Annotated in this window: 23 protein-coding genes; 8 read left to right on the plus strand and 15 right to left on the minus strand. The window is 41.0% G+C overall.

Annotation, left to right across the window (positions count from 1 at the left end; all coding sequences use genetic code 11):
* Window positions 1-78 precede the first annotated feature (78 nt).
* The 6 genes from F0227_RS04780 to F0227_RS04805 all read left to right on the plus strand — a co-directional run bounded on the left by F0227_RS04780 (window position 79) and on the right by F0227_RS04805 (window position 7,910).
* Window positions 79-549 carry a GNAT family N-acetyltransferase gene (locus F0227_RS04780; RefSeq protein ID WP_171752037.1) on the plus strand — a complete coding sequence of 157 codons (471 nt, stop codon included), beginning with the start codon at window positions 79-81 and terminating at the stop codon, window positions 547-549.
* Window positions 550-795: 246 nt separating this feature from the next.
* Window positions 796-2,196, plus strand: coding sequence for an asparagine--tRNA ligase (asnS, locus tag F0227_RS04785; RefSeq protein WP_171752038.1), 1,401 nt, complete (start codon window positions 796-798; stop codon window positions 2,194-2,196).
* Between the two features lie 176 nt (window positions 2,197-2,372).
* Window positions 2,373-3,815, plus strand: coding sequence for an HD domain-containing phosphohydrolase (locus F0227_RS04790; protein WP_171752039.1), 1,443 nt, complete (start codon window positions 2,373-2,375; stop codon window positions 3,813-3,815).
* 213 nt (window positions 3,816-4,028) lie between these two features.
* Complete coding sequence (locus F0227_RS04795; RefSeq protein WP_171752040.1) at window positions 4,029-5,219, plus strand: amino acid aminotransferase; 1,191 nt, start codon at window positions 4,029-4,031, stop codon at window positions 5,217-5,219.
* 69 nt (window positions 5,220-5,288) lie between these two features.
* On the plus strand, window positions 5,289-7,175 hold the full coding sequence (locus F0227_RS04800; RefSeq protein ID WP_171752041.1) for a DUF294 nucleotidyltransferase-like domain-containing protein: 1,887 nt from the start codon (window positions 5,289-5,291) through the stop codon (window positions 7,173-7,175).
* Between the two features lie 39 nt (window positions 7,176-7,214).
* Complete coding sequence (locus tag F0227_RS04805; protein ID WP_171752065.1) at window positions 7,215-7,910, plus strand: 3'-5' exonuclease; 696 nt, start codon at window positions 7,215-7,217, stop codon at window positions 7,908-7,910.
* A 61-nt stretch (window positions 7,911-7,971) separates the two neighbouring features.
* Here F0227_RS04805 and F0227_RS04810 read toward each other — a convergent pair whose 3' ends face one another.
* The 4 genes from F0227_RS04810 to F0227_RS04825 form a co-directional block, all read right to left on the minus strand.
* Window positions 7,972-8,529 carry a nucleotidyltransferase family protein gene (locus F0227_RS04810; protein ID WP_171752042.1) on the minus strand — a complete coding sequence of 186 codons (558 nt, stop codon included), beginning with the start codon at window positions 8,527-8,529 and terminating at the stop codon, window positions 7,972-7,974.
* 51 nt (window positions 8,530-8,580) lie between these two features.
* Complete coding sequence (locus F0227_RS04815; RefSeq protein ID WP_171752043.1) at window positions 8,581-9,051, minus strand: GNAT family N-acetyltransferase; 471 nt, start codon at window positions 9,049-9,051, stop codon at window positions 8,581-8,583.
* Between the two features lie 367 nt (window positions 9,052-9,418).
* The gene (locus tag F0227_RS04820; RefSeq protein WP_171752044.1) at window positions 9,419-9,916 is read right to left on the minus strand and encodes a DUF4304 domain-containing protein; all 498 of its coding nucleotides are present in this window, start codon (window positions 9,914-9,916) and stop codon (window positions 9,419-9,421) included.
* Between the two features lie 113 nt (window positions 9,917-10,029).
* Entirely contained in the window at window positions 10,030-10,335 is a 306-nt protein-coding gene (locus F0227_RS04825; RefSeq protein WP_171752045.1) for a hypothetical protein, read from the minus strand.
* A gap of 478 nt (window positions 10,336-10,813) precedes the next feature.
* On the opposite strand from F0227_RS04825, the gene F0227_RS04830 reads away from it, so the two are divergent.
* Both F0227_RS04830 and F0227_RS04835 read left to right on the plus strand, forming a co-directional pair.
* A complete protein-coding gene (locus F0227_RS04830; protein ID WP_171752046.1) occupies window positions 10,814-11,410 on the plus strand; it encodes a DUF4823 domain-containing protein in 597 nt (198 codons plus the stop codon).
* 455 nt (window positions 11,411-11,865) lie between these two features.
* Window positions 11,866-12,012 (plus strand): hypothetical protein, encoded by a 147-nt coding sequence (locus F0227_RS04835; RefSeq protein ID WP_171752047.1) that lies wholly within the window; start codon window positions 11,866-11,868, stop codon window positions 12,010-12,012.
* Window positions 12,013-12,271: 259 nt separating this feature from the next.
* Here F0227_RS04835 and F0227_RS04840 read toward each other — a convergent pair whose 3' ends face one another.
* From F0227_RS04840 to ribA, 11 genes are all read right to left on the minus strand, one after another.
* A complete protein-coding gene (locus tag F0227_RS04840) occupies window positions 12,272-13,843 on the minus strand; it encodes a BCCT family transporter (RefSeq protein WP_171752048.1) in 1,572 nt (523 codons plus the stop codon).
* A gap of 212 nt (window positions 13,844-14,055) precedes the next feature.
* Complete coding sequence (locus tag F0227_RS04845; RefSeq protein WP_171752049.1) at window positions 14,056-14,694, minus strand: response regulator transcription factor; 639 nt, start codon at window positions 14,692-14,694, stop codon at window positions 14,056-14,058.
* Window positions 14,679-16,058, minus strand: a complete 1,380-nt coding sequence (locus tag F0227_RS04850; RefSeq protein ID WP_171752050.1) for a cache domain-containing protein — start codon at window positions 16,056-16,058, stop codon at window positions 14,679-14,681. The genes F0227_RS04845 and F0227_RS04850 overlap by 16 nt, the downstream gene beginning before the upstream one ends.
* A 104-nt stretch (window positions 16,059-16,162) precedes the next feature.
* Complete coding sequence (locus F0227_RS04855; RefSeq protein ID WP_171752051.1) at window positions 16,163-17,446, minus strand: TRAP transporter large permease subunit; 1,284 nt, start codon at window positions 17,444-17,446, stop codon at window positions 16,163-16,165.
* Window positions 17,443-17,991 carry a TRAP transporter small permease subunit gene (locus F0227_RS04860; protein ID WP_171752052.1) on the minus strand — a complete coding sequence of 183 codons (549 nt, stop codon included), beginning with the start codon at window positions 17,989-17,991 and terminating at the stop codon, window positions 17,443-17,445. Before F0227_RS04860 ends, F0227_RS04855 begins: the two co-directional genes overlap by 4 nt.
* A gap of 92 nt (window positions 17,992-18,083) precedes the next feature.
* A complete protein-coding gene (locus F0227_RS04865) occupies window positions 18,084-19,178 on the minus strand; it encodes a TRAP transporter substrate-binding protein (protein WP_171752053.1) in 1,095 nt (364 codons plus the stop codon).
* Window positions 19,179-19,538: 360 nt separating this feature from the next.
* Window positions 19,539-19,898 (minus strand): MarR family transcriptional regulator, encoded by a 360-nt coding sequence (locus F0227_RS04870; RefSeq protein ID WP_171752054.1) that lies wholly within the window; start codon window positions 19,896-19,898, stop codon window positions 19,539-19,541.
* Between the two features lie 163 nt (window positions 19,899-20,061).
* On the minus strand, window positions 20,062-20,715 hold the full coding sequence (locus F0227_RS04875) for an MBL fold metallo-hydrolase (protein ID WP_171752055.1): 654 nt from the start codon (window positions 20,713-20,715) through the stop codon (window positions 20,062-20,064).
* Window positions 20,716-20,777: 62 nt separating this feature from the next.
* Window positions 20,778-21,329, minus strand: a complete 552-nt coding sequence (locus F0227_RS04880; RefSeq protein ID WP_171752056.1) for a YcbK family protein — start codon at window positions 21,327-21,329, stop codon at window positions 20,778-20,780.
* A 132-nt stretch (window positions 21,330-21,461) separates the two neighbouring features.
* The gene (locus F0227_RS04885; protein WP_171752057.1) at window positions 21,462-23,048 is read right to left on the minus strand and encodes a L,D-transpeptidase family protein; all 1,587 of its coding nucleotides are present in this window, start codon (window positions 23,046-23,048) and stop codon (window positions 21,462-21,464) included.
* 161 nt (window positions 23,049-23,209) lie between these two features.
* Entirely contained in the window at window positions 23,210-23,815 is a 606-nt protein-coding gene (gene ribA, locus F0227_RS04890) for a GTP cyclohydrolase II (RefSeq protein ID WP_171752058.1), read from the minus strand.
* Between the last annotated feature and the right edge of the window lie 317 nt (window positions 23,816-24,132).

The raw sequence follows: 24,132 nt of genomic DNA on the forward strand, positions 1-24,132 counted from the left end.
ACCATCGTGTATAGGCTCATCTACTCAAGCTATTTAATTGAGATTGGTGTTAATAATATCGATTACGGACTTAATCTAATGATTACTATTCGAAAAGCTAAATTCAAAGACTACGCCTCTCTTATGGAGATGGAAGTGACAGATGAGCAGAAACCGTACGTTACTAACTTTAATACGCTTTATGAACATAGAACCCCTGAACAAGAGTTTTATGTAATCAATGAAGGCAAAGAGTTACTCGGTTTCTTTATGCTGGATAAGTCCTATTCTCGTCAGTACACTTTTGCTCAACAAAAAGAGCTTGGCTTACGTAATTTTCTCATTGCCAAGCAGCATCAGGGCAAAGGGTACGCCAAGCAAGCGCTTAATCGCCTATTTCTTTATCTTTATGGCGCCTATGCGGACTTCAATTGCATAGGACTGACGGTAAATAAGAAAAACACTCTGGCCTATAAGCTCTATTTAGACGTCGGTTTTTCAGATACAGAAACGATTTATCACGGTGGTGAAGCTGGTGCTCAGCACGTACTAAGAAAAGATATCAACTAATTTTGTGTATTTGACTATTTTTTCAGCTAAACATTATCAATTATTTAACATAAACGGGTTTTTATTAAATAAAATCTAGATTCTTGTCAAATATATCAACTCAAACAAGAATAAGGCTTGAAGCGAACAAATTCACATGTAATATGTTCGGTGCATTAGACAATTCCTACAATCCTATTGTTCACTTTTTCACATTGATTAATGCAATCAGGATTTATTTATACTTCTACGGAGAATATTAAACACATGACTTACGCGCCTGTAACAGACGTACTTAGCGGTAAGCTAGCACTAGACAGTGAAGTTACTGTCAAAGGCTGGATCCGTTCACGTCGTGATTCCAAAGCTGGAATCTCTTTCCTTGCCATATACGACGGCTCTTGTTTCGACCCTATTCAGGCCGTGGTCCCTAATGAACTTAATAATTACAATTCTGAGGTACTAAAGCTGACCACAGGTTGTTCTGTAGAAGTAACGGGTAAAGTTGTTGAGTCACCGGCTAAAGGCCAAGACTTTGAACTCGCAGCGACTGACGTTAAAGTTGTCGGTTGGGTCGAAGACGCAGATACTTACCCAATGGCTAAAACTCGTCACTCTATCGAGTACTTGCGCGAAGTTGCACACTTACGCCCTCGCACCAATGTTATTGGTGCAGTTGCGCGTGTACGTAACAGCCTGTCACAAGCAATACACCGCTTCTATCATGAGCAAGGTTACTTCTGGATGTCAGCGCCATTAATCACGGCTTCTGATGCAGAAGGTGCTGGTGAGATGTTCCGCGTATCAACGCTGGATCTTGCAAATCTTCCTCATAAAGAAGATGGCAGCGTCGACTTTAATGAAGACTTTTTTGGCAAAGAGACATTCTTAACGGTTTCTGGTCAGTTAAATGCCGAAACTTACGCTTGTGCATTAAGCAAAGTCTATACATTTGGCCCAACTTTCCGTGCAGAAAACTCAAACACAAGTCGTCACTTGGCTGAGTTCTGGATGGTTGAACCTGAAGTTGCCTTTGCTGATCTAGATGATGTTGCTGGTCTTGCTGAAGACATGCTTAAGTATGTTTTCGACGCAGTACTAAAAGAGCGTCGTGATGACTTAGAGTTCTTTGCTCAGCGCATAGACAAAACGGTTATTGAGCGTTTAGAGAACTTTGTTTCTTCTGACTTTGCACAAGTGGATTACACAGATGCAATCGACATCCTAATTAAGTCTGGTCGCGAATTCGAATTCCCTGTTGAATGGGGTATCGATATGTCTTCTGAGCATGAGCGTTACCTTGCAGAAGAGCACTTTAAAGCACCTGTAGTTGTTAAAAACTACCCGAAAGACATTAAAGCTTTCTACATGCGCCTGAACGATGACGGTAAGACAGTAGCGGCTATGGATGTATTAGCACCGGGTATCGGTGAAATCATCGGTGGTTCTCAACGTGAAGAACGTTTAGAAGTTCTTGATGAGCGTATGGTTGCAATGGGCATAGATCCTGAGCACATGGATTGGTATCGCGATCTACGTCGTTACGGTACAGTTCCACATGCAGGTTTTGGATTGGGCTTTGAGCGTCTAGTTTCTTACGTAACAGGTATGGGTAACATCCGAGACGTTATTCCGTTCCCTCGTTCTCCAAGAAGCGCAAACTTCTAATACCATTATTGGTATTTGACACAAATTGCAAAAGCCGCTTTATTTAAAGCGGCTTTTTAATTTTTTCATTCATTAGCCACATAACCTTTTCCAACACTATTTATTGACCTCTGAAATATTTTACTCGATCATTAGGTCTACTGTACTGTTCTAAAATTTTTAGGTGGATTGTATCAATGTATAAGCCTTATTTTGATAAAGGTAAAACGTTCTTTTTCTACATCATTGCAGCTATTGTTTATGGAACATATGGCAGCCGTGTATGTCCCTTTCTTGATACCTTAACCACAAAAGAAATCTTGCTACATGTCTCTATAGTATTTGTACTGCTTTTTTCGACCCGATTCGCATTGGCCTCTGCAGGCATCATTACCTATAAAGGCAGTATCACAAAATTAGACACAGGCTTGTTTTTCCTGTTCTCGCTCCCTTTTGCCCTTTTTTACAACATCAGTTACGACTTCGGTTTCGACAGCAACTTTAAAGTGCTGTTCGGTATGACTCTGTTTGGTTTTTTCACTGGCGTCATCTTAGAGCTGTTGGACAAGCAACGCTATCTCGCGAGCGGAGATTTTCAAGTCAGCCTTAACGGTGAGCGCCGTTCAATCATCAAACAGATGATTGGCCTGTTTTCTATGCTGATAGTTGCCTTGACGGCCTCTATGATCATGATAGAAATTAAAGATCTATATTGGTTGGAACATAATCCCGAGAAGTTAGCTGACGGCTCAGGAAAGATCAGCGTGATAAAAGAGTTTATTTTTGTCGCCGTGGTTTTATTCAGCTATGCATTTTATATCATTAATCTGTGGACCAAGATTTTAAAACAGATGCTGCTGTCGCAAGAATCTGCCCTATCCGCTGTTGGCGCAGGCTCGCAAGATGTGCGCGTTCCTGTCTATGATCATGATGAGTTAGGTACAGTCGCCTCATTAACCAATAGCATGCTGGATAATTTGGAAGTCAGCCACAAAGAAGTTCAAACCACTCGCGATGTTGCGATTGTTAGCCTAGCCGCATTAGCAGAGTCACGTGATAACGAAACGGGTGCACATATTCTTAGAACACAAGAGTATGTAAAAGCCTTAGCAGAGCACCTATCTAACAATGAAAAGTACACCGATTTACTCGATAAAAATTATATAGAGCTGCTGTATAAATCAGCGCCTCTTCACGATGTCGGCAAAGTAGGCATTCCAGATAGAGTATTGCTAAAACCGGGTAAGTTGACTGATGAAGAATTTGAGACCATGAAGCAACATCCGCAAATTGGTGCAGACGCTTTATCTATAGCGGAGCAGCAACTGGGGTCAACCTCTTTCCTAAATGTGGCCAAAGAGATCTCTTTAACTCACCATGAAAAGTGGGACGGTTCAGGTTACCCAAATCAACTTTCCGGCACGGATATTCCTATTTCTGGCAGATTAATGGCTCTAGCTGATGTTTATGACGCATTAATATCGAAGCGAGTCTATAAGCCGGCATTTACTCATCAAGAAGCGAAAGAGATTATTTTGCAGGGTTCTGGCAAACACTTCGACCCCGATATCGTGGAGGCCTTTATCGCCATTGAAGATGATTTCGTCGAGATAGCAAGTAGACTTAAAGATAAAGAATAGCAAAACGGGCCTCGGCCCGTTTTTAACTTTTACTACTTTTCTGACAGAAAAAGCGCTTATTTCATCTCTTTAACCCTCAAAATAACTGACTTAAATCATTAATTACCACCAAATTGAAATAAATTTAATTTTTATCAATTATTGATGTTGTTTCTAATGGTTCATAAAGGTATAAATAAACCGTTACTACCACATTTAACAGGGATGAAGATTATGTTTGAAAAAGTTGCTGCTGCTCCAGCGGATCCTATACTTGGCTTAACTGAACTATTTAAAAAAGATAGCCGTAAAGAGAAAATCAATCTTGGTGTAGGCATATACAAAGATGAACAGGGAACGACCCCTGTGTTAGCTACCGTTAAGAAAGCAGAAGCTGCACTTCTTGAAACAGAAAAAACCAAATCTTACCTCACCATTGAAGGAACCGCAGAATACGGCCTAGCAGTGCAAAAGCTACTGTTTGGTGATGACTCCACTATCGTATCCGAACATAAAGCGAAGACGGCTCAAGCTCCAGGCGGCACGGGTGCTTTGCGTGTAGCTGGTGAGTTTATTAAACGCCAACTTGGCGCACCTAAAATCTGGATCAGCAACCCAACATGGGCAAACCACAATGGTGTGTTTACTGCTGCTGGTTTAGAGACCGTTCAGTATGGCTATTATAATGCTGAGACTAAGTCTAAAGACTTAGAACTGATGGTTGAAGACCTAGGCAAAGCAGACGAAGGTGATATCGTTCTTCTACATGGTTGTTGTCACAACCCTACCGGTATTGACCCAACGGCTGACGAGTGGGAAGTATTGGCAAAACTTTGTGCCGACAAAAAGCTTTTACCTCTTTTCGATTTTGCTTATCAAGGCTTCGCTAAAGGCGTTGAAGAAGATGCACACGGCCTTCGTACTTTCGCCAAGTACAACAGTGAAATTTTAGTAGCAAGTTCATTCTCTAAAAACTTTGGCTTATATAACGAGCGTGTAGGCGCCTTTACGCTGGTTGCTGAATCTGAGCAAACTGCTGCCACCGCTTTCTCTCAAGTCAAAGCGATCATTCGTTCAATTTATTCAAACCCGCCTGCACACGGCTCAGCAGTTGTGACACATATTTTAAACAACCCTGCACTGAGAGCAGAGTGGGAACAAGAAGTGGCTGAAATGCGCGACCGTATTCAAGAGATGCGTTCGCTATTTGTTGAGACGCTAAAAGAACAAGGTGTCACCGCTGACTTTAGCTTTATTGAACGTCAAAATGGCATGTTTAGCTTCTCAGGCTTAACGAAAGCACAAGTAGAACAGCTTAAAGAAGAATTTGGCATCTATATTGTTGGTTCAGGTCGCATAAGTGTTGCTGGTATGACGAAAGCCAATATGATTCCTTTATGTAAAGGTATTGCCGCTGTACTATAATGGCAGATAACGGATATAAGGTCAGACTCTCTTATTGAGGTCTGGCTTTTTTTTGCGACAGAGGAAACTATGAACGCTGAGTTACTCGAAATTAAAAACTTTATTTCACAGCACCCTCCTTTTAATGAACTGCCTGACGAAACGTTAGAATATATCGCTCAAAGCATTGAAATTTCTTACTTTCGTAACGAAACACCTATTATTCATATGGGGGATCATATCCATGATCTTTATATGCTTAGAAGTGGTGTTGTTGAGGTATATCGACGTAAAGGAGAGCTGTACAACCGACTCAGCGAAGGGGCTTTATTTGGCCAAATGGGGCTATTAACCAATAATAAAGTACGTTTTCCCGCCAAAGCCATAGACGATACCCTACTCTACTGTATTCCAGAGAAAGTTTTCCTTGAACTGTATGAAGGACATGAACACTTTGCTGACTTTGTCGAAGTCGAAGACAGTGTTCGTCTACGCCAAACCATATCCAATACCAATGATGCAAATGACTTAACAACATCAAAAGTAAGTACCTTACTTACTCGAGAACCCATCAGCATATCTAAAGAGTTGTCCATTCAAAGCGCTGCAAAAAAAATGGCCGAAGAAGCGGTATCTTCTCTACTGATTTATGATCCCAACAGCGATCCCGATGATGAAGAGAACTCATCCATTATCGGTATCATTACCGATAGGGACTTGTGTACACGCGTCTTAGCTGAAGGGTTAAATCCCTCCGATGAAGTCGCCAGTGTCATGACCGTTGATGTCATTTCGTTAGACCACAATGCCTATGTTTATGAGGCGATGCTAACGATGCTTAGGTATAACGTGCACCACTTACCTGTTCTAAAAAACCGCAAAGCATTAGGTATTTTAGAGTCTACCGATATCGTGCGGTATGAATCGCAAAACTCGTTATTACTGGTTAGCACCATATTTTTACAAAGCTCTATTCAAGAACTACAAGCCATATCTGAACAGGTAAAAGATAGCTTTGTTCGGCTGGTTAATGAAGATGCCAACTCTCATATGGTTGGCAGTGCCATGTCGGTAATTGGTCGAAGCTTTAAGCAGCGCATTATTGAACTTGCTGAGCAAGAGCTAGGGCCACCACCTATCCCTTACTGTTTCTTGGCGCTGGGGTCAATGGCTCGCGATGAGCAGCTCATCGTAACAGACCAAGACAATGCGATCATACTTGATGACGCATACGTTGCTGAAAAACATGGTGAATATTTTGAAAAACTGGCCAAATTTGTTTGCGATGGCCTAGACATGTGCGGTTACAACTATTGTACTGGCGACATTATGGCGTCGAACCCTATGTGGCGAATGACACGAAGGGAATGGGAAAGCTGCTTTGCAGATTGGATCGATAACCCTAATCCCAAGGCGCTGCTAAACAGTTCCATCTTCTTCGACCTTACCGGTATTTATGGGCGATTAAAGTGGGCAGAACAACTAAACAGCTTTATTTTGCGAAGAGCAAAAAAGAACAACCGTTTTCTTGCCTGCTTGGCACGCAATGCCCTGAACCGCACGCCACCTCTTGGCTTCTTCCAGAGTTTTGTTATGGAGAAAGATGGCCAACATAAAAACTCCATTAATTTAAAGCGTCGAGGAACGGCACCACTGGCAGATCTCATTCGTGTTCACGGTTTGGCGGTTGGCTCTCGAGCGCAAAACTCATTTGAACGCTTAGACGATATTATAGACGCTGGCATCTTACCAAAAGGACGCGCGCAAGATTTAAGAGATGCGATGGAGTTTATCAGTATGGTTCGTATCCGACATCAGGCGATAGATATTGAAAATGCCATTGCCCCTGATAACAACATTGAGCCTGACAACATTTCAGATTTTGATCGTCGTAACCTAAAAGATGCTTTTCAGATTTTAAGTAATGCACAAAACTTCTTGAAATATCGTTATCAAGCAAGCAATAAATTTAGCTGAGGTTAGCCAGTGAGTCTTCCATATCGCGCCCCTGAAAAGATGAATTTTAATTGGTTATCACATTATGAAACCATGGCGAGTAAGTGCCGAGACGAGCGTTTACAGAACTTCTATCAGCGGGGTGTCCCCGCAGAAGATACACCACTGTCTCAAATTGAATTTGTCTCTTTAGATTTTGAAACAACGGGCCTTGATCCTAATCGCGATGACATTATTAGCATAGGTTTAGTGCCCTTCACACTTAACCGAGTGTTTCTCAATCAAGCCAAGCATTGGTACGTTAACCCCAATACTTCTCTTAATGAAGACTCGGTTGTTATCCATGGTATTACTCATAACGATATCGTCAATGCCCCTGACATTGTAAAAATACTGGAGCAAGTGTTAGAAGCGCTGGCAGGTAAGATTGTTGTGGTGCATTTTCGCAAGATCGAACGCGAATTTTTCTATACCGCTCTTAACGAACGAATCGGTGAAGGCATCTTATTTCCAGTAATTGATACCATGCAGCTAGAGACCGCGATTCAAAGAAAGAAAAATCGAGGTTTTATGAACTGGCTTAAAGGCACTAAACCGCAATCGGTTAGGCTAGGAGCAAGTCGAACTCGTTACGGGTTACCTAGCTACACCCCTCATCATGCGTTAACAGACTCCATTGCCACCGCAGAGTTGTTACAGGCACAGATAGCTCATTATTTTTCAACAGAGACAGCGATTAGCAAGTTGTGGAAATGACATTCACTTAGCGCAATACCTAGCACTGGAGCCAATGATTTCTCGTTAAAAAGTTAGTTAGCTATTCCCAAGGCTCCACTGTAATGTCAGGCCAGCGCTTACAATAGCCACTGACCATTTGGTCGTAGCTTTCGCGTGTCATTGCAATGGGGTTTGGCTTTACCCTTTTATTAAATGCATCAGATAACCCATAAGGCGAGTAAATACGCATTGTACCGTTTGAACCTAGCCTAAACCCGATTGCAAATGCAGACAACCAAGAATCAATGCCCTGCTCTACTTTTATATAAGCTGGTATAGTTTGACCAAATCTATAGAGATACCATTCATGAACACGTGCTTGATTTACCACATCAATGGGGACTTCATGCTTTACGATACTGTTAATTCGGCTGCTGTAGCTTTCTTCATTAGATGTACTAGCGGTATCGAAGTAAACAATATCGAAGTCCTTAATGCTATTGAGTGGTCTTTCACCTGATAATGAGTTCCAAATCAGTTGTGTAATTGCACCACCAGCAATGAAATAGTCAGGCAAGCCAACTTTAATGCATGCTTGAGCAGTTTCCATTAGCTCAGGTGTATTTCTGATTAACCTTTCTAGTTGATCTTCTAACATGTTCCCCTGCCAACTTACTCTAAGGGTTGTGAATTACTCTTAAATGCTTTTTTATACGAATTTTTCCGTCAGTTCCCTCGTCATGAAGTAACTGTGTGGATCAACTTCATAGTCAGCGAACGGTTCACAATATGTAAACCCAAACTTCTCATAAAGGCTCCTCGCTGGTTGGAAAAATTCTTGAGTGCCTGTTTCTAAACTAACTTTCTGACAACCATGATCGATGGCTGCATTCAAAGCGTGAGTTAGAAGTTTTGTTGCGACACCAGACTTGCGAGAGGCACTAGATGTTCTCATTGATTTCAATTCAATATGAACGGGGGTTAGTTGCTTCATGGCGAGACAACCTTGTAATTCTCCACTAAGCCAGCCGCTGAAAAATATAATTTCTGGTGATTTCAGTGCATTAACGTCTAGAGCATGAACACTTTCTGGAGGCGAAGTGGCATACATATCTGCTAGGTGCTCTTCAAGGAGCTTAATGACCTCACCACCCGATAAGTCGTCTATTTTGATTTCCATATTCCGAACTTTCCTTATTCGTATAACTCCGCATTAAATGGTGAGCGTTAGCGAGTCCAACCCACGTATTTTGTGGGTAATTTTTAATTGCCTTATTATGCATTTTACTAAATTTCTCAATGAGCTGTTTCGCTACAACTAAATCATCTTCTTTTTTTTTGAAAAGATTCATATAAGAAACTATAGATCTCCTTAAATTCTTCTCTATCAAAAATATCGGCGATACCACGAATAAACAACTCCAATTGTTAGCAGTTATTAAAGCTTTCTGTTATGGCTCAGATACACCATACTTGCTAGCCCAAGATTTAATACGCGACTTCGCCAAAGGCTTTTCCTTTAGCGCAAGTTCAAAGTAAAATCTTGATTAGGAGGTGTCTCCTAAGTACAGCGAAATTACAGCTGCAAGTAATGAGTTTTGACTTTCACTAGCCGACGTTTTCACATTGACCAAATCGGACATTTTGTCTAACCATGGTAAACAATACTGACGCACCTTATTTGCTACATCCGCACCGACTATACTCAACTCTGAATGAGAATCGACTTCCCACCAAATATCTCTTTGTTCGCTAGTGAGAAAACCAATACGTTCATGCAATGTGCAGTTATATTCTTTCGGTAACCCCGTTATACTCGGGGCTTCTGCCAGTTTTGCAATCTCTGGATAATAGACACCAATGTTAAGAGTAAACCGTCCTGATTGACCACTGTTCCATTGACTGGCTTGTACATTTATGACTTCAATCCGATTGTCGTACTCTTTATAGAAATTACGCCCTTTCTTTTTAAATCCTAATTTCTTTAAGAAAGGTACAAGTTCAATTTTTAATACAGTATCAATTACTTTTGATATTTCGCTCATTCAGAAGATTTCCCTTGAGTCATAACGTCGCCAACGCTGCCCCAACCTAAATCATAGTGCTATAAACACTTAAGCTGGAGTAAAACCATAAATACCAAGCGTTGCGAACCTCTCTAGATGCTTGTTATGTTCTCTGACTCATGAATATGCCTGAGCCCTTCTTTGCGCAGGTAATAGGCTAATACGAAAGAAATAGCCAACAAACTCAAAAATATCACATAAGTAGCAAAACTCATCGAACCTATGAACTCAAGAAAGCTCAATGAAATTTTGTCCTTTTCTACAGTAACTTTTGCTATAAAGCTTAAAGGTACGATTGTGAGTAGAAGTATCAGCCCTTTATAAATTGATACCCCAATATCAACTAATGTTTTTCCAAATACCTCTCGTGCTTTAGGGTTGTAATCATCAGCTTTCAAACGCGCCTCCTAGTTTCAATTACCAAGAACATAACCATTCTTATACGATAAAATGCCCAACTAACACATTTCTAAATCGTCACATATTAATCTGATTTAATATAACCTATCACAAAAATATATATAAAACATTGAGATAGTCATTTATTGATTTGAAGGTGGTCGAAAAAAGAGACCGTCGTTTTAGAAACTGGACATTAACCTTGTTTTGTCTAAGCCCGAAGGTTGAAACATTCGTTTAATGAGTTGAAAAGTTTACATATTTGCATTGCTCATGACCCATCGAATCCTGCTAATTTTTTGAGTAGCAGTAAACCAATCACCCTTACTGAATCGAAAAAGAACAGACATAATTGGATACAATTTAAACTTTGCTTTACCTCGATAAAATATTGATAAAACGATTATTTATAGCCAACTAAATATAGCCTTTGCTACGAACCCCCTCAAATCATTTACTCTATAAAGGCTTAATAAAATGAACAACAAACTAAAAGTATTTATTACTCTACTCACTCTTTTTTCCATTTCAGCATGTACGTCAAGTAACTCTTACATTAAACCTATCAATGGTCAGACATTGCAGGGAAACGAGAAAATTTCGTTTAAAGGTACAAGCTTTTACTTAGTTAACGGTGGCGATGGAAAAATGCAAACTTATACCTCTTTAGGTGCATCAGATGAGCCTGCTGAAGGCAGTGGTGAAGCGGCCCTTATCATTGCCAACGAGGCTCTTTCTGGTTTTACTGATCGCATGATAGTGGAGAATCAAGAATTAACAGAGGCACAAGCATTAGAAAATGCCGTAATCAACAAAAGTGATTATCTGATTTACTCACGTGTAGAGAAATGGACCGATCCTATTGGCATTAATTGCCAGAAATATTATGCGGATGAAGCTTCTGTATTGTTATCTTTATACTCGGTAAGCAACAAAAAACTCATCAACACTTCTCGTCTGGCCGATAAAAGTTGCCCCGCTAAGTTGAACGGTGTTCCTCTATCAACAGGTTCACCAGAAGGACAATATAGAGACCTGATTTTACAATGGATACAGACTAATTTTAATAAGTAGCCCCTTCCATCACATCACCTGTAATTCATAAACAACAAAGTTTGTAGCAGTGCCCGTTCGAGGTACGCTGCAAACGTGGTCAACTTTTCTTTTTTGATGCGAAAACACTCAACCTATCGCAAACCATCAGTCAGTTATTGACATAGAAACTCAATAAAACATATGCTTAGCCCACACTGGCAAAATCCAGTGTCAGGATTGGAACCCTGTATTATAACCACCGGCATGTAAATGCCAGCTTTTTGCTGGATTTTTTATGTGCGGCTTTGGCACACCTATATAAAGTAAAATTGGCTATTTTTAAGGCTATAGACTGAATTATGGTGAGCTGGACAGGGCAGCCTTCGGGTTGGCCGTCACGGTGGTGCGGTAGTTCCAACCTTGTTCAGTTCACCACCCTAAGATTGGAACCTTTTGTGGTGATAAGACTAAATTTACAACCACCGGAGATCACCATGACCCATCAAAACGAACCTGATTTCTACCTTCAAGTTGAAGACTTTATCCTAAACGCAAACAGCGATAACAGCGCAATTGATAACGAAATACGTGTTTTTCTGCTGACGTTGCTAAACCAGTTTAAACATCAAGATAAAGAATAACCGATAGAAGAAAGGCATCATTTGAGGTGCCTTTGCTGATCAAAGTTATCTTTTCTTGTGGTGTCAATCCGCTCTTGTTCTCTTGTTCTCTTGTTCTCTTGTTCTCTTGTTCTCTTGTTAGCTGATGCTTGTTAATTAGCTCGTTTTCGTCAAATAACGACTACGCTAACTTATCGAGATAAACGTCAATTTACTCCCCTGATAAACAAAAAAAGACCGAATGTTTACACACTCGGCCTTGATTAAATTAAGTATTTAATTACTTATTCTCAGTTCGTAAACCCAGCAATAAGCTGACACACATCGCCAATAAGATAAAGGTAAATGGTAGTGCTGTCGAGATTGAACCTGCTTGAAGTGCTTGTATTGCTTCAGTTCCACCGATCCAGAGTAATACGGCTGCAACAGCACCTTCTAGGAACGCCCAGAAGATTCGTTGCGTAACCGGGGCATCAACTTTACCACCAGAGGTGATACTATCAATAACCAGAGAACCGGAATCCGATGAAGTAATAAAGAATACCAGAACCAACACAATCGCAATTACAGATAAAGCGGTACCGAAAGGAATGGCTTCAAACATTTCGAACATCGCCAGTGGTACTTCCGTTAATCCATTTTGCCCTAGTGTTCCAACACCATTAATAACTTGATCAATCGCTAGTCCGCCAAATACAGACATCCAAATTAGTGTCACTACTGTAGGAACAATCAGTACCGCAGTAATGAACTCTCTAATTGTACGACCTCTTGATACGCGAGCGATGAACATGCCAACGAATGGGGACCATGAAATCCACCATGCCCAATAGAATACAGTCCAACCTTGGAACCAAGCCGTATCGTCACGACCAACAGGGTTACTTAATGGGATAATGTTTTCTACATAAGCCATAAATGTCGTCGGTATAGAACCAAACGTGACCGCGAAACCAATCAAGGCAACCAACAATAACAGCAAGAAAGCAACCAGCATGTTGATATTACTGATGACTTTAACACCGCCGTCGATGCCTCTCATCACAGACACTATTGCAAGTAGAGTCACGATGGCAATCACCACAATTTGCAGCCCTAGACCGCCTTCTGTTCCAAATACATGGTTGATGCCACTAGCTGCTTGCTGTGCTCCTAGCCCTAATGACGTCGCAAGACCAAATAGAGTGGCCAGTACCGCTAGAATATCAACGATATGTCCTGCCCAACCCCATGCTCTATCCCCAAGAAGTGGGTAGAATATGGAGCGCATAGAGAGCGGTAACCCTTTGTTATAGGTAAAGAATGCTAACGATAGCGCGACAACACCGTAGATTGCCCAAGGGTGTAGACCCCAGTGGAACATAGTCGCACCTAACGCCAGTTTTGCCGCTTCTGGTGAGTTTGCTTCAACATTAAGTGGTGTTTCGTACCACCCTGTAAAGTAAGCAATAGGTTCTGCAACACTCCAGAACATTAAGCCAATGCCCATCCCGGCAGCGAATAGCATCGCAATCCAAGATAAGAACGAGTAATCGGCTTCGGCTTCTTCGCCACCCAAACGGATTTTACCGTAAGGTGATATGATCAAACCTAAACAGAAAATAACAAAAATATTTGCTGACCATATAAAGAAACTATCAAATGAGCCAATTATCTGCCATTTAACGCCATCTAATACCGATTTTGCGGTTTCTGCATCACTAATTAAAGATGCCACAATAAACAGAACAATTAAGCCGGCACTAATACCAAATACAGGGTTGTGTACATCAAAACCCCACTTCTGAACGTTGTCTTGTCCTATTGTATAGTCCGTACTATCAATACTGTATTTATCAATTCCCTTAGTCAAAAATCCACCTTAACTTTCCGTTGTATTAATCTCAGCCAAAAAGGTAATTTTCTTTCAATTTAAGCAACGGTAACCCCAAATCTCACAACCATTTTGGCAAAGCCAGTTAAAATTATAGCAGTTATGAAAGTTAATTTCAGTTTTAAAGGTATTACTGTGACAATCGCGCAGCCAGCACTAACAAAATTAGTACAAAACACTAAGAAACCAATCTAATTTAGCATGCCTTTTTCTAGCGCATACTTTGCCAGCTCTGCGGTTGTATGAATATCAAGTTTATGTTTAATGTTTTGTCTATGGGTTTCTACCGTTCGATAGCTAATGTTTAATAATGAGGCGATCTTTTTGCTGCTGTGACCCTGTGACACCAATTTGAGCACAGACTCTTCCCGACGGCTTAGTGGGTTTACCTTCTTCGCGGATGGCGTTACCTGCTCGGTAAAGAGCGTTTGTGTGGTACTTTCACAAAAATAGGTAGAGCCTAAGTTCACTGTTTTGATCGCCTGAACCATTTTCTCGGCTGAAATCTCTTTGAGCATGTATCCCACCGCGCCAGATTGCATCACATTCATGATGTACTCTCGGTTGTCATGCATGGTTAGCATCAGCACTTTGACATGAGGAAACTCTTCTTTTATCAGCTCTGTCGCCTCTATACCATTCATTATCGGCATGCTTATATCCATAAGAACCACGTCGGGTTGGTGCTGTTTGACACTGTCAATGGCGGCTAAACCATTGCTAGCCGTGCCTACAACGTCTATTTCGCTTTCAGATTCTAGCCTTGCAATAAATCCTTCCAGTACAACTTGATGATCATCCACTATGATGACCTTTATCGGTTTTTCCATACCATTAATCCATCCAAATTCAGTAGAACAGTGATTTCAGTGCCAATGCCAATCTCGCTGGATAATTCAAAATCCCCGCCAATAAACTCTACTCTTTCTCTCATATTCCGCAAACCAATTCCCTTCTGCCTTGACGCTTCCAAATCATCAAACCCCTCTCCATCATCTCGAATCATCAATTGCAGCATATTCCCCATTTGCTGAAGAATGACCGTAATGGTTGAAGCATTGGCGTGTTTTTCAATATTGGTTAACGATTCCTGAGTCACTCGATACAAGGTTGTCGCAACTTCAGACTTTAGCTTGCCATCTTTGGTATCAAATAGAATATCGACTTCAACATGCTCACTATGGGAGCGAAAATCGTTGATTAAGGTACTTAACGCAGCTTCTAAGCCAATATCGTCCAGCGCACTAGGGCGAAGGTTATGGGAAATCCGTCGTACCTCATTTATCGCAATCACCAGCGAATGTTGTGATTTATCAAGATGAGTGCCTAACTCTTTTGAAGCGGGAAGAAGATTAATTTTGGTTGCCAATAACTCTAAATGGCACTTACTTGAAACCAGTAACTGATTAATGCCATCGTGTAACTCACGTGCCAGATGCTTCTTCTCATCCTCTTGAAACATCACGGTTTTATGGGCTAAGTCTTTTAAATTTTTATCGGCAAGTCTATGTTCATGAAGGTTAATAACCAAGGTAAGAACAATGATCACGGCTACAGTAAACGCCAATATCGTGATAACAGAGAAGAAGGTGGTCTCAATGTTCTGGTTAACCGAGTCTTTCATTATTGCAACATCTTGATGTATATCTTCGATGTAGAGCCCGGTTCCAATCATCCATTGCCACTTATCTAGCCACTCTACATATCCCAGTTTTTGTACCGTTTCATTGGTGGACGGTTTTTGCCATAAATAGCTATGAAACCCACCGCCATTTTGGGCTTGGTCAAGCAGCGCTTCTATTAAATAATTACCATTTTTATCTTGTAAACCAATCAGATTCTGCCCCACCAGTTCTGGCAAAATCGGGTGAACAATATTAGTGCCTTGTTTGTCGTAAACAAAAAAGTAGCCATCTGATCCAAAACGCATCTCATTGATGATAGCTTTTACCTGTTGCTTAGCATCGTCATCATCAATTTGAGCATTTTCGTATATCGGCTTTATGGCGCTAAAGGCGAGATCAACGCTATCTTTTAGCGCCGACTCTCTTGATTTAATTAAATTTTGGCGAAAGATCTCTACTTCTTTAGCACCAAGAGATTTTGTTTGATATATAGCAATCCAGCTGATACTGGCAGACACCATGATTAATGGTATGAGTGTGAGCAAAATTAGCTTTGCTTTGAGAGGCATTCCTTTTCCTCATAAAAAAACCGCTCCTATTATTAGGAACGGTTTTTATAATAGCAAGGTTAGCGACTCATCTAAAAGATTGCACGACAACTCCCTAAGCCAGATCACATTCCATAAAATTCAGGAAATAGTAGTAGTGAGATAAGCACTAACACTTGAATGGCGATAAATGGCATCACTCCCCTATAGATATCCATGGTAGTAATCCCTTTTGGTGCTACTCCTTTTAGATAGAAGAGACTAAAGCCAAATGGTGGAGTTAAGAACGACGTCTGTAAGTTCATCGCCACTAATATAGCAAACCATACCATATCAATGCCTAACAGCTCTGCGACCGGCGCAATGATCGGTACGATAATAAAGCATATTTCTACGAAATCGATGAAGAAACCGAGCAGTAAAATAACCAACATAACAATGATCAGGAAGCCCCATTTTTCACCGGGGATTTCCAGCATCCACTCTTCAACTAAAATGTCACCACCTGTGTAAGTGAATGCCATAGAGAATGCGGTTGCTCCTAACAGAATAGCGAACACCATCGCCGTCACTTTCACTGTCTCTTTAGAGGCGTGATAGAGCATAGACCAACTAAACTGACGGTATAGAATGGCAAGAACAATGGCACCCGCACCGCCTAACGCAGCGGACTCGGTTGGCGTTGCGACACCAGCAAATATGGAACCCAGAACGACTATGATCAGCGCCAAAGGAGGAATAACGGCTTTAAGCGCTTTGATGACCTCTTCACGGCGAGAAATAGAGTCGTCTCGATCTAACGCTTGTGCGGCTTGAGGGTTTAACTTGGCGTATATCAAAATGTAAAGTATATAGGCACCAACTAGCACAAACCCCGGCCATAATGCAGCCTGAAATAAGTCCCCTACCGGTACACCAAGCACATCCCCTAGCAAGATAAGAACAATAGAAGGAGGAATGATCTGTCCCAAGGTACCAGACGCACATATGGTTCCGCACGCTAAACCTTTATCGTAATTATATTTCAGCATTACCGGTAACGAGATAAGCCCCATCGCAACCACTGACGCACCAACCACACCGGTAGATGCCGCAAGTAATGCGCCAACCAATACCGTTGAGATCGCGATACCGCCTCGCACTCCGCCGAACAGTTTCCCCATCGACTCCAGCAATTGCTCAGCTAATTTGGTTTTTTGTAATACTAGCCCCATGAAGACGAACAGTGGCACTGCCATCAGTACCGTGTTTTCCATGATGGATTGAATTCGGTACGGCATAAAGGCAAACATTTCTATCCCTTCAGCCCAAACACCAAATATGAGTGCGATTCCACCAAAAGTAAAGGCAACGGGGAAGCCTATAAGTAGTGCAACCAAGGCGACAAAGAACATGACGATACCTATCATAACTCACCTCCTTTGTTGCTCGCTCCGCCATGAACAATATGGGGATATAAAATAGTGTTAATTGAATTCAGTAGCAGACCAATACCACTGATGGCCATAAAGATAAATGACGTTGGAATCATGGCTTTAATTACCCAGCGATAAGCTAAACCTCCGGGATCACCAGACGTTTCACCCAGTGCATAGCTCTCTTTAGCAAAATCTATCCCAAACCAGGCAACCAAAAGACAAAACGGTAGAAGAAAAATAAGGGTTCCTAATAGATCGATAATTGCCTTAGCTCGTAACGATAAGCGCTCATAAAACACATCGACTCTAACGTGACCTGCAGAACGAATGGCAAAAGGAACGCCAAGTAGGAATACGGAGGAAAATAGGTGCCACTCCATCTCTTGGAAAGCAATAGATACGTCATTAAACACATATCTCATTACCACATCATAGACAACATTAACCAACAGCAACAAAAACAGGATGCTCGAAAGCCAGCCTAAAACATCACCAATGCGGTTAACTAACTGTTCCATTTTAATGAGGGTTCTCATTTAAAACTCCATGGAAGACGATTACTTAATAATAATTAATTCTTGGGCGATAAAAGCTAAGCGGTTATCCACTTAGCTTTTTTACGTCAAGGTTATTTAGCCTGACTATTTAGGTATGCTCTATGAGAGATATCTGTCCACGAACGAACTTGTTGTAGATAATCCGCTTGAGACTTTTGAATCTCTTTTGTTAGAGGATCTTTAGCAGCATGCTCTTTAAGTAGCTTGTCGTTCGCCGCTTTCATCGCTTGCATTACTTTTGGTGGGAAATCTTTTACCTGTACATTTGGATATTCAGTTTTGATAGATGACCAGTTTTTACCGCTTTCATGCGTTGCTTGAGTATACATATCGTAAGCCGCAGTACGCATAGCTACACGTAAGATTTCGCGTAGGTCTTCAGGTAAGCGCTTCCAAGTACGTTGGTTAACTAAGAACTGAAGCTCTGATCCCGGCTCATGCCAACCTGTGTAGTAGTATGGTGCAATTTTGTGGAAACCCATACGTAAATCCAAAGATGGACCTACCCACTCCAATGCATCGATAGTGCGTCGCTCTAGCGCTGTATATAGCTCTCCCGGTGCAATGTTGGTTGGCTTAGCGCCCAGCTCAGCCAATACTTCGCCGGCAAAGCCCGGTATACGCATCTTCAGGCCTTTAAGGTCGTCAACCGTATTGATCTCTTTTTGAAACCAACCACCCATCTGAATATCGGTATTACCACCCGGGAATGAAAGTAGGTTATGAGGAGAGTAAACCTTTTCCATTAGCTCCATACCGCCGCCATGATAAAACCACGCATATTGCTCTGCTGGGGTCATACCAAATGGCATTGAGGTGAAATAAAGGGTGTTTGGAACTTTACCTTTCCAGTAATAAGAGCCTGAGTGGCCCATATCATATTGACCCGATTTCACCATATCAAACACACCAAGTGGTGCTTTATGTTTGTTGGCTGAATCAATCCTGATAACTAAACGACCATTTGACATTTTTTCTGCCATTGCCGCCATATTCTTTGTCGCGTCACCAAAAACCGGGAAATTTGGTCCCCATGTTTCTGCCAATTTAAGGCGATAAACTTTATCGGCCGCACTCGCTGACGTGGCAAGTACAGCGGAACAAGCAGCCGCCATTATCATACTTCCAGCAATGGCACGCTTTATTGATTTTTTAACTAGGCTCATACCCATAATCCTTTATCTACTAGAGTCAATGTGACAATTTTCATCGCTACAATGAACCAGTTTTAAATCTGTTTATATGGGAATGAACACGCACTCAAGTTACATCCAGAACATCAGGTAAGACCTTTGTATTACGTATAACTACTTAAGAAAAAATAGAGGTCAGAATTTATCTTATTGAATAATAGAAATTAATGGGATTAAGACAAATGATCAAACGTAATTAGTACTTAGGTAGTACTACATCAGCAACTTTATAATAAGGTTAATTTTATGTGATACAGAACAGGATTTCAGTAGCACAAAAACGCAAAAAGCCCCTGCAATAGGGGCTTTGTTACCTTTTAAGATATCTTGTCGTTATACGATCTTATAGATAACTTTGTTTCCTGCTAGCTGCTCTTTTGCTACTAGGTTTTCGTCCAACAGTTTTTTCAATGCTCCTGTTGCCCAAGATGATGCTTTGCCATCTTCTTGACCCGCTTCTAGACCAATGCCTTTTGAGTTAATACCTTCAGGCTTACTGCTTACGATATCCAAAACTTGTTGTTGTTTTGGTGTTAGAGAAACGGTCACTGCGCTCGCAGTTGATTTTGCTACTTCTTTTACCGGAGATTCTTTTACAGCTTTTACTGCTTTAACAGCGGGTTTCGTCGTTGCTGTAGCTTTAATACGCTTTTGCAGTTTCATCTGCACGTTACGTTTATGCGCAAGTCTCATTGAGTTGTTTCCTAAATTACTGCCCAATATGGCAAAAAATCAAAACGCGATTTATAACAAATTTTTCGTTGAATTAATAGCAGCTGTTGTTGAACTGCTCACATATCCAACAATTTTGTCGAAAAATCGCTAACTCCATACAATTTAACAGTTTTAGTAAGTATTAATATAGCGGCATTTCATCGGCCACAAATGGGTTTGTTCGTCTCTCTTTTCCAAAAGTAGACGTGGGACCGTGCCCTGGTACAAAGGTCACATCATTTCCTAACACCCAAAGTTTTTCTTTAATTGATTTAATTAAGGTATCGAAACTGCCTTGAGGAAAGTCTGTTCTACCAATACCACCAGAAAACAGTACGTCACCTACGAAGGCCAGTTTTGCCGTGTCGCTATAAAATATCACATGGCCGGGTGTGTGGCCGGGAGTATGGTAGACATTTAATACTTGGTTACCGAATGAGATAGTATCTCCTTCATCTAACCATTGGTTTGGTTCAAATGCTAACGTTAGCGGAAAACCGAACATTTGGCTCTGGCCTTCTAATCCTTGTAGCCAAAAATTGTCAGCCTTGTGTGGACCTATAACCTGACATGATAACTCTTCTGCTAATGGCGTAGTGCCACCCACATGATCCAAGTGTCCATGAGTTAAAGCAAGGGAAACCACTTCAACACCAAGCTCTTTAATTAGTGCTGCCAATTGTTTTTCATCACCACCGGGATCGATAACAATGCCTTTCATTGTCTCATCACACCAGACAATAGAACAATTTTGCGAGAAAGAAGTTACAGGAACAATTTGATATTGGAGACTCATAGTTTTACTCAATACTTAACAATCGCAAAACTATGACACCAGAAAAACAAGAATACAAGTTTTTACCATGATCGAACTTTGCCGGTGTCTATATGGACAAAATTACTTTTAGGATAATAGCCGACACCACCTTGTCTAAGGCTCATTGCCGCTTTTCTTACCTCACTAAGTTTTACCCCTTCCAAACTAAAATCCAGCGCTTTACCTTGCATATGCAAGCTCTTTTTCGCTACCCCACTGCCAGATTTGCTTCGAAGTAGATGGTTCGTTTCAGGAGAACGATAACCAGAAATAATATGTACTTTGGCGTCAGTTTGTAACAGAGACTGAATGGCGTTTATCTGAACAAGGAGTCGCCTATCAATAGGAAAAACTTGGTTCTGCCTAAAATCACGACAGATATGATCAATCTTATTTAGTTCAGACTGAACAAAATTAACACCATCGAAATAGTGGCTAACTAACTCTTCACCTGTATGCACATTCGTCATTAATATCTTCTGTTCTCGACTAGCAGAACTCGCTAGTGCGCGATGCGGATAGAATGTCGCTAACGAGATTCCGGCTACGACCGTTTTAATGACATCACGACGTGTCATGGATACTAATGGCATAAATTTAACTTTGTTTGAACACTAAAAGGCCACAAGCTAACGGATATAGATTATTAGGTCAAATAGGAATTTGTTGAGGCATTTTATCTAGTCGCCTTCAACCTTTGATGCCATTTTGAATCGGAAGGAAACTCATTTTTTGGTCAGTAGATAGCTTTCTTCACTATTATCATAAGCATAGGAATCGTAACCATAGTTGTCATAACCATAGATATCATTTCGGTACTGTATTAATCCATCTTCCAGCCAAGCGGTTTGATAGGTAAACAGCACCGGAATTTTCTTTTTCAGAGGAATTTTAACGTTAACTTTATCTTTTAGATCACTGCGTTTTGGTGCCTCTATCTGTTGAGTTTGCAAGAGCAGTGCTGCAAACTTGTCTGCATGCTGTACTCGCACACAGCCTGAACTAAATGCTCTAGACTGCTTATCAAAAAGATACTTTGATGGTGTGTCATGTAAGTAAATAGCTCTTGGATTAGGCGTATTAAATTTGTAGTAACCTAAAGCATTACGATTACCTGGTGCTTGAATAAACTTGTATGTAAAGTCCTCTGCGCGAATCTCATTCCAGTCTATAGAGTTGGCGGGGATCTCGGTATCTGCCCCCCAATACTCCACAATTTTAAAATTGTGTTTACCAATGTAATCGGGATCTCTTTTTATCGCTGGAATAATATCTTCTTTGGCAATCTTGCTGGGAACATTCCATGTTGGATTGAAAATTAAGGTATCCATTTTCACCTGTAACAAAGGTGTTTTTCGCTGTTTTCTACCGACAACCACCTTAGTAGAAAACGCTTCTTTGCCCTGCAACCAGTAATCGAGTTTAAAAGCAGGCAAATTGACCACGATGCTATTTTGCTTGTCCACTTTATATAAACGACCTCTTTCTATGTTTAAAGCGAGAACTTGCAGTCGTTTACCTACTGGATAATTGAGCCAATACAGAGTATCGGCTCCAATAACGCCGTCATCTTTTAAGCCATGCATTCGTTGAAATTTTTTAACCAAAAAGTACAAGTTATTGTCGTAGTATCGATTAATGGCATCCACGTTAGTCACATCTAAACCGACTAAGCGAATACGCCCTATTACATCCTGCTTACTTGGCATGTAGTCGCCACGCTTTAATACGGTGCCTGAGCGCATGACCACAAGATTGGATGGTTTCTCAACCTGAAAACCACCCAGTAACTCTGCTAGCTGATGTACATTTCCGCTGGCGCTTAATGTGTCCAGATAGGCCGCTAAAGAATCGTTTTTGATCTGCTCCGCCATGATGAATATATCCAGTGGCAAGGAAAAAATCTCTTTCTCAGAAATCGTGCCACCGAAAAACCATTTGAGTCCCTGTTTTTCAGCTGCGAGGGTATATTTTTGGTAACTAATAAATGTATCTGTTGCGAGTAAATCATATTCAAACAGCTTGGACTCATTACGTAATTGAAGCAGTACTTGATATCGATTTGAAAAATAGGGACTAAGTTGAGAGTAATGCATTAAAGCCAATAGCGTTTCTAAAGACTCTACCGCCTCTTTTTGATACCAAACCAGCTGAAATTGATTCTGTTCATACAAATGTTCAAGATCATTAGAATGCTGTATATATGACGCTATTGGTGAGCCAGAACTTAGCCAGTTAAGCTTGTAGAAAGACTCCAAAGCCAATGACTGAAAGGAAGCTGTAACTAGAACAATAAGCAATAAAAATCGCAAATACTTCACCTTACTTAAACGGAAACAGTTGGGGCAACTAATCAGACAAATAGATAGTCGCTGTAACTAAGTATGGCAAAAGATCTCACTAAAACTTATTAATTTAACGGGGTAACGGGTTAAAGTGAGACCTGAAAGCGGTAAAGGAGATAATCGACTCGCTATTCGGATTCAATATTTAGCTTATGATGACCGTGAGAAACTTTCGCTTTTAAATAGCTTTCGTTGCCACTCTTCAAATGAGCAGCCGTATTCACGACCTCATCAATTTCGATGCCATACTGCTGAATTTCGTTGATTTTTTTCGGATTATTCGTAATCAGCCTAATGTTATTGACGTTTAGAGCCTTTAACATTTGAGCCGCTTCTTCGAAATCTCTTAGATCATCGCCAAAGCCTAAATGATTATTGGCCTCGTAGGTATTCATCCCTTGGCTTTGTAATCGATAAGCATCGATCTTGTTGTACAGACCTATCCCCCGCCCTTCCTGTCTTAAGTACAAAATAATGCCACCTTCGGTTCCCATCTTATTGATGGTCTCTTCCAGCTGTTCACCGCAGTCACAACGAGACGAATGAAACACATCTCCAGTTAGACATTCTGAATGCATTCTTACTAAAGGTTTAACTTGCTCGGTATCTGCGGATTTAAAGACAACAGCGACATGTTCCTTATCGCTATTTAATCCTCGGAACGATAATATCTCAGCGTCAATATTACTTTTAGAACCGACTTTTAGGGCAACTCTGGCGCGAACTTCAGCCATATTTCTTCTCACTTAATCTAACTTACCGCTATCCATTAGGGTAAGCCTAGTTATCAGTCACAGTATAAGCAATATGGGGACTTAATCATTATTTTCAACCAATAACTTTCATCTATTGGAGATAATTGAATACTATACTCAAGTGACCTCAAGGTGCTTGTTCAGCGAGAATTTATTGGCTGCTGATCAAGGCACTGATTTGAAGGCATAGTTATTCTACGGCAAGAATCAGTAACACAGAGCAGGAGCCAATAAAACTCGCCCTTTGGGAGCACATCAACACGCCCATTTCTGCGTCAGATAATCTTGAAAGGGAA

It is taken from the genome of Vibrio sp. 99-8-1 (assembly GCF_013114595.1).
GTDB lineage: Bacteria > Pseudomonadota > Gammaproteobacteria > Enterobacterales > Vibrionaceae > Vibrio.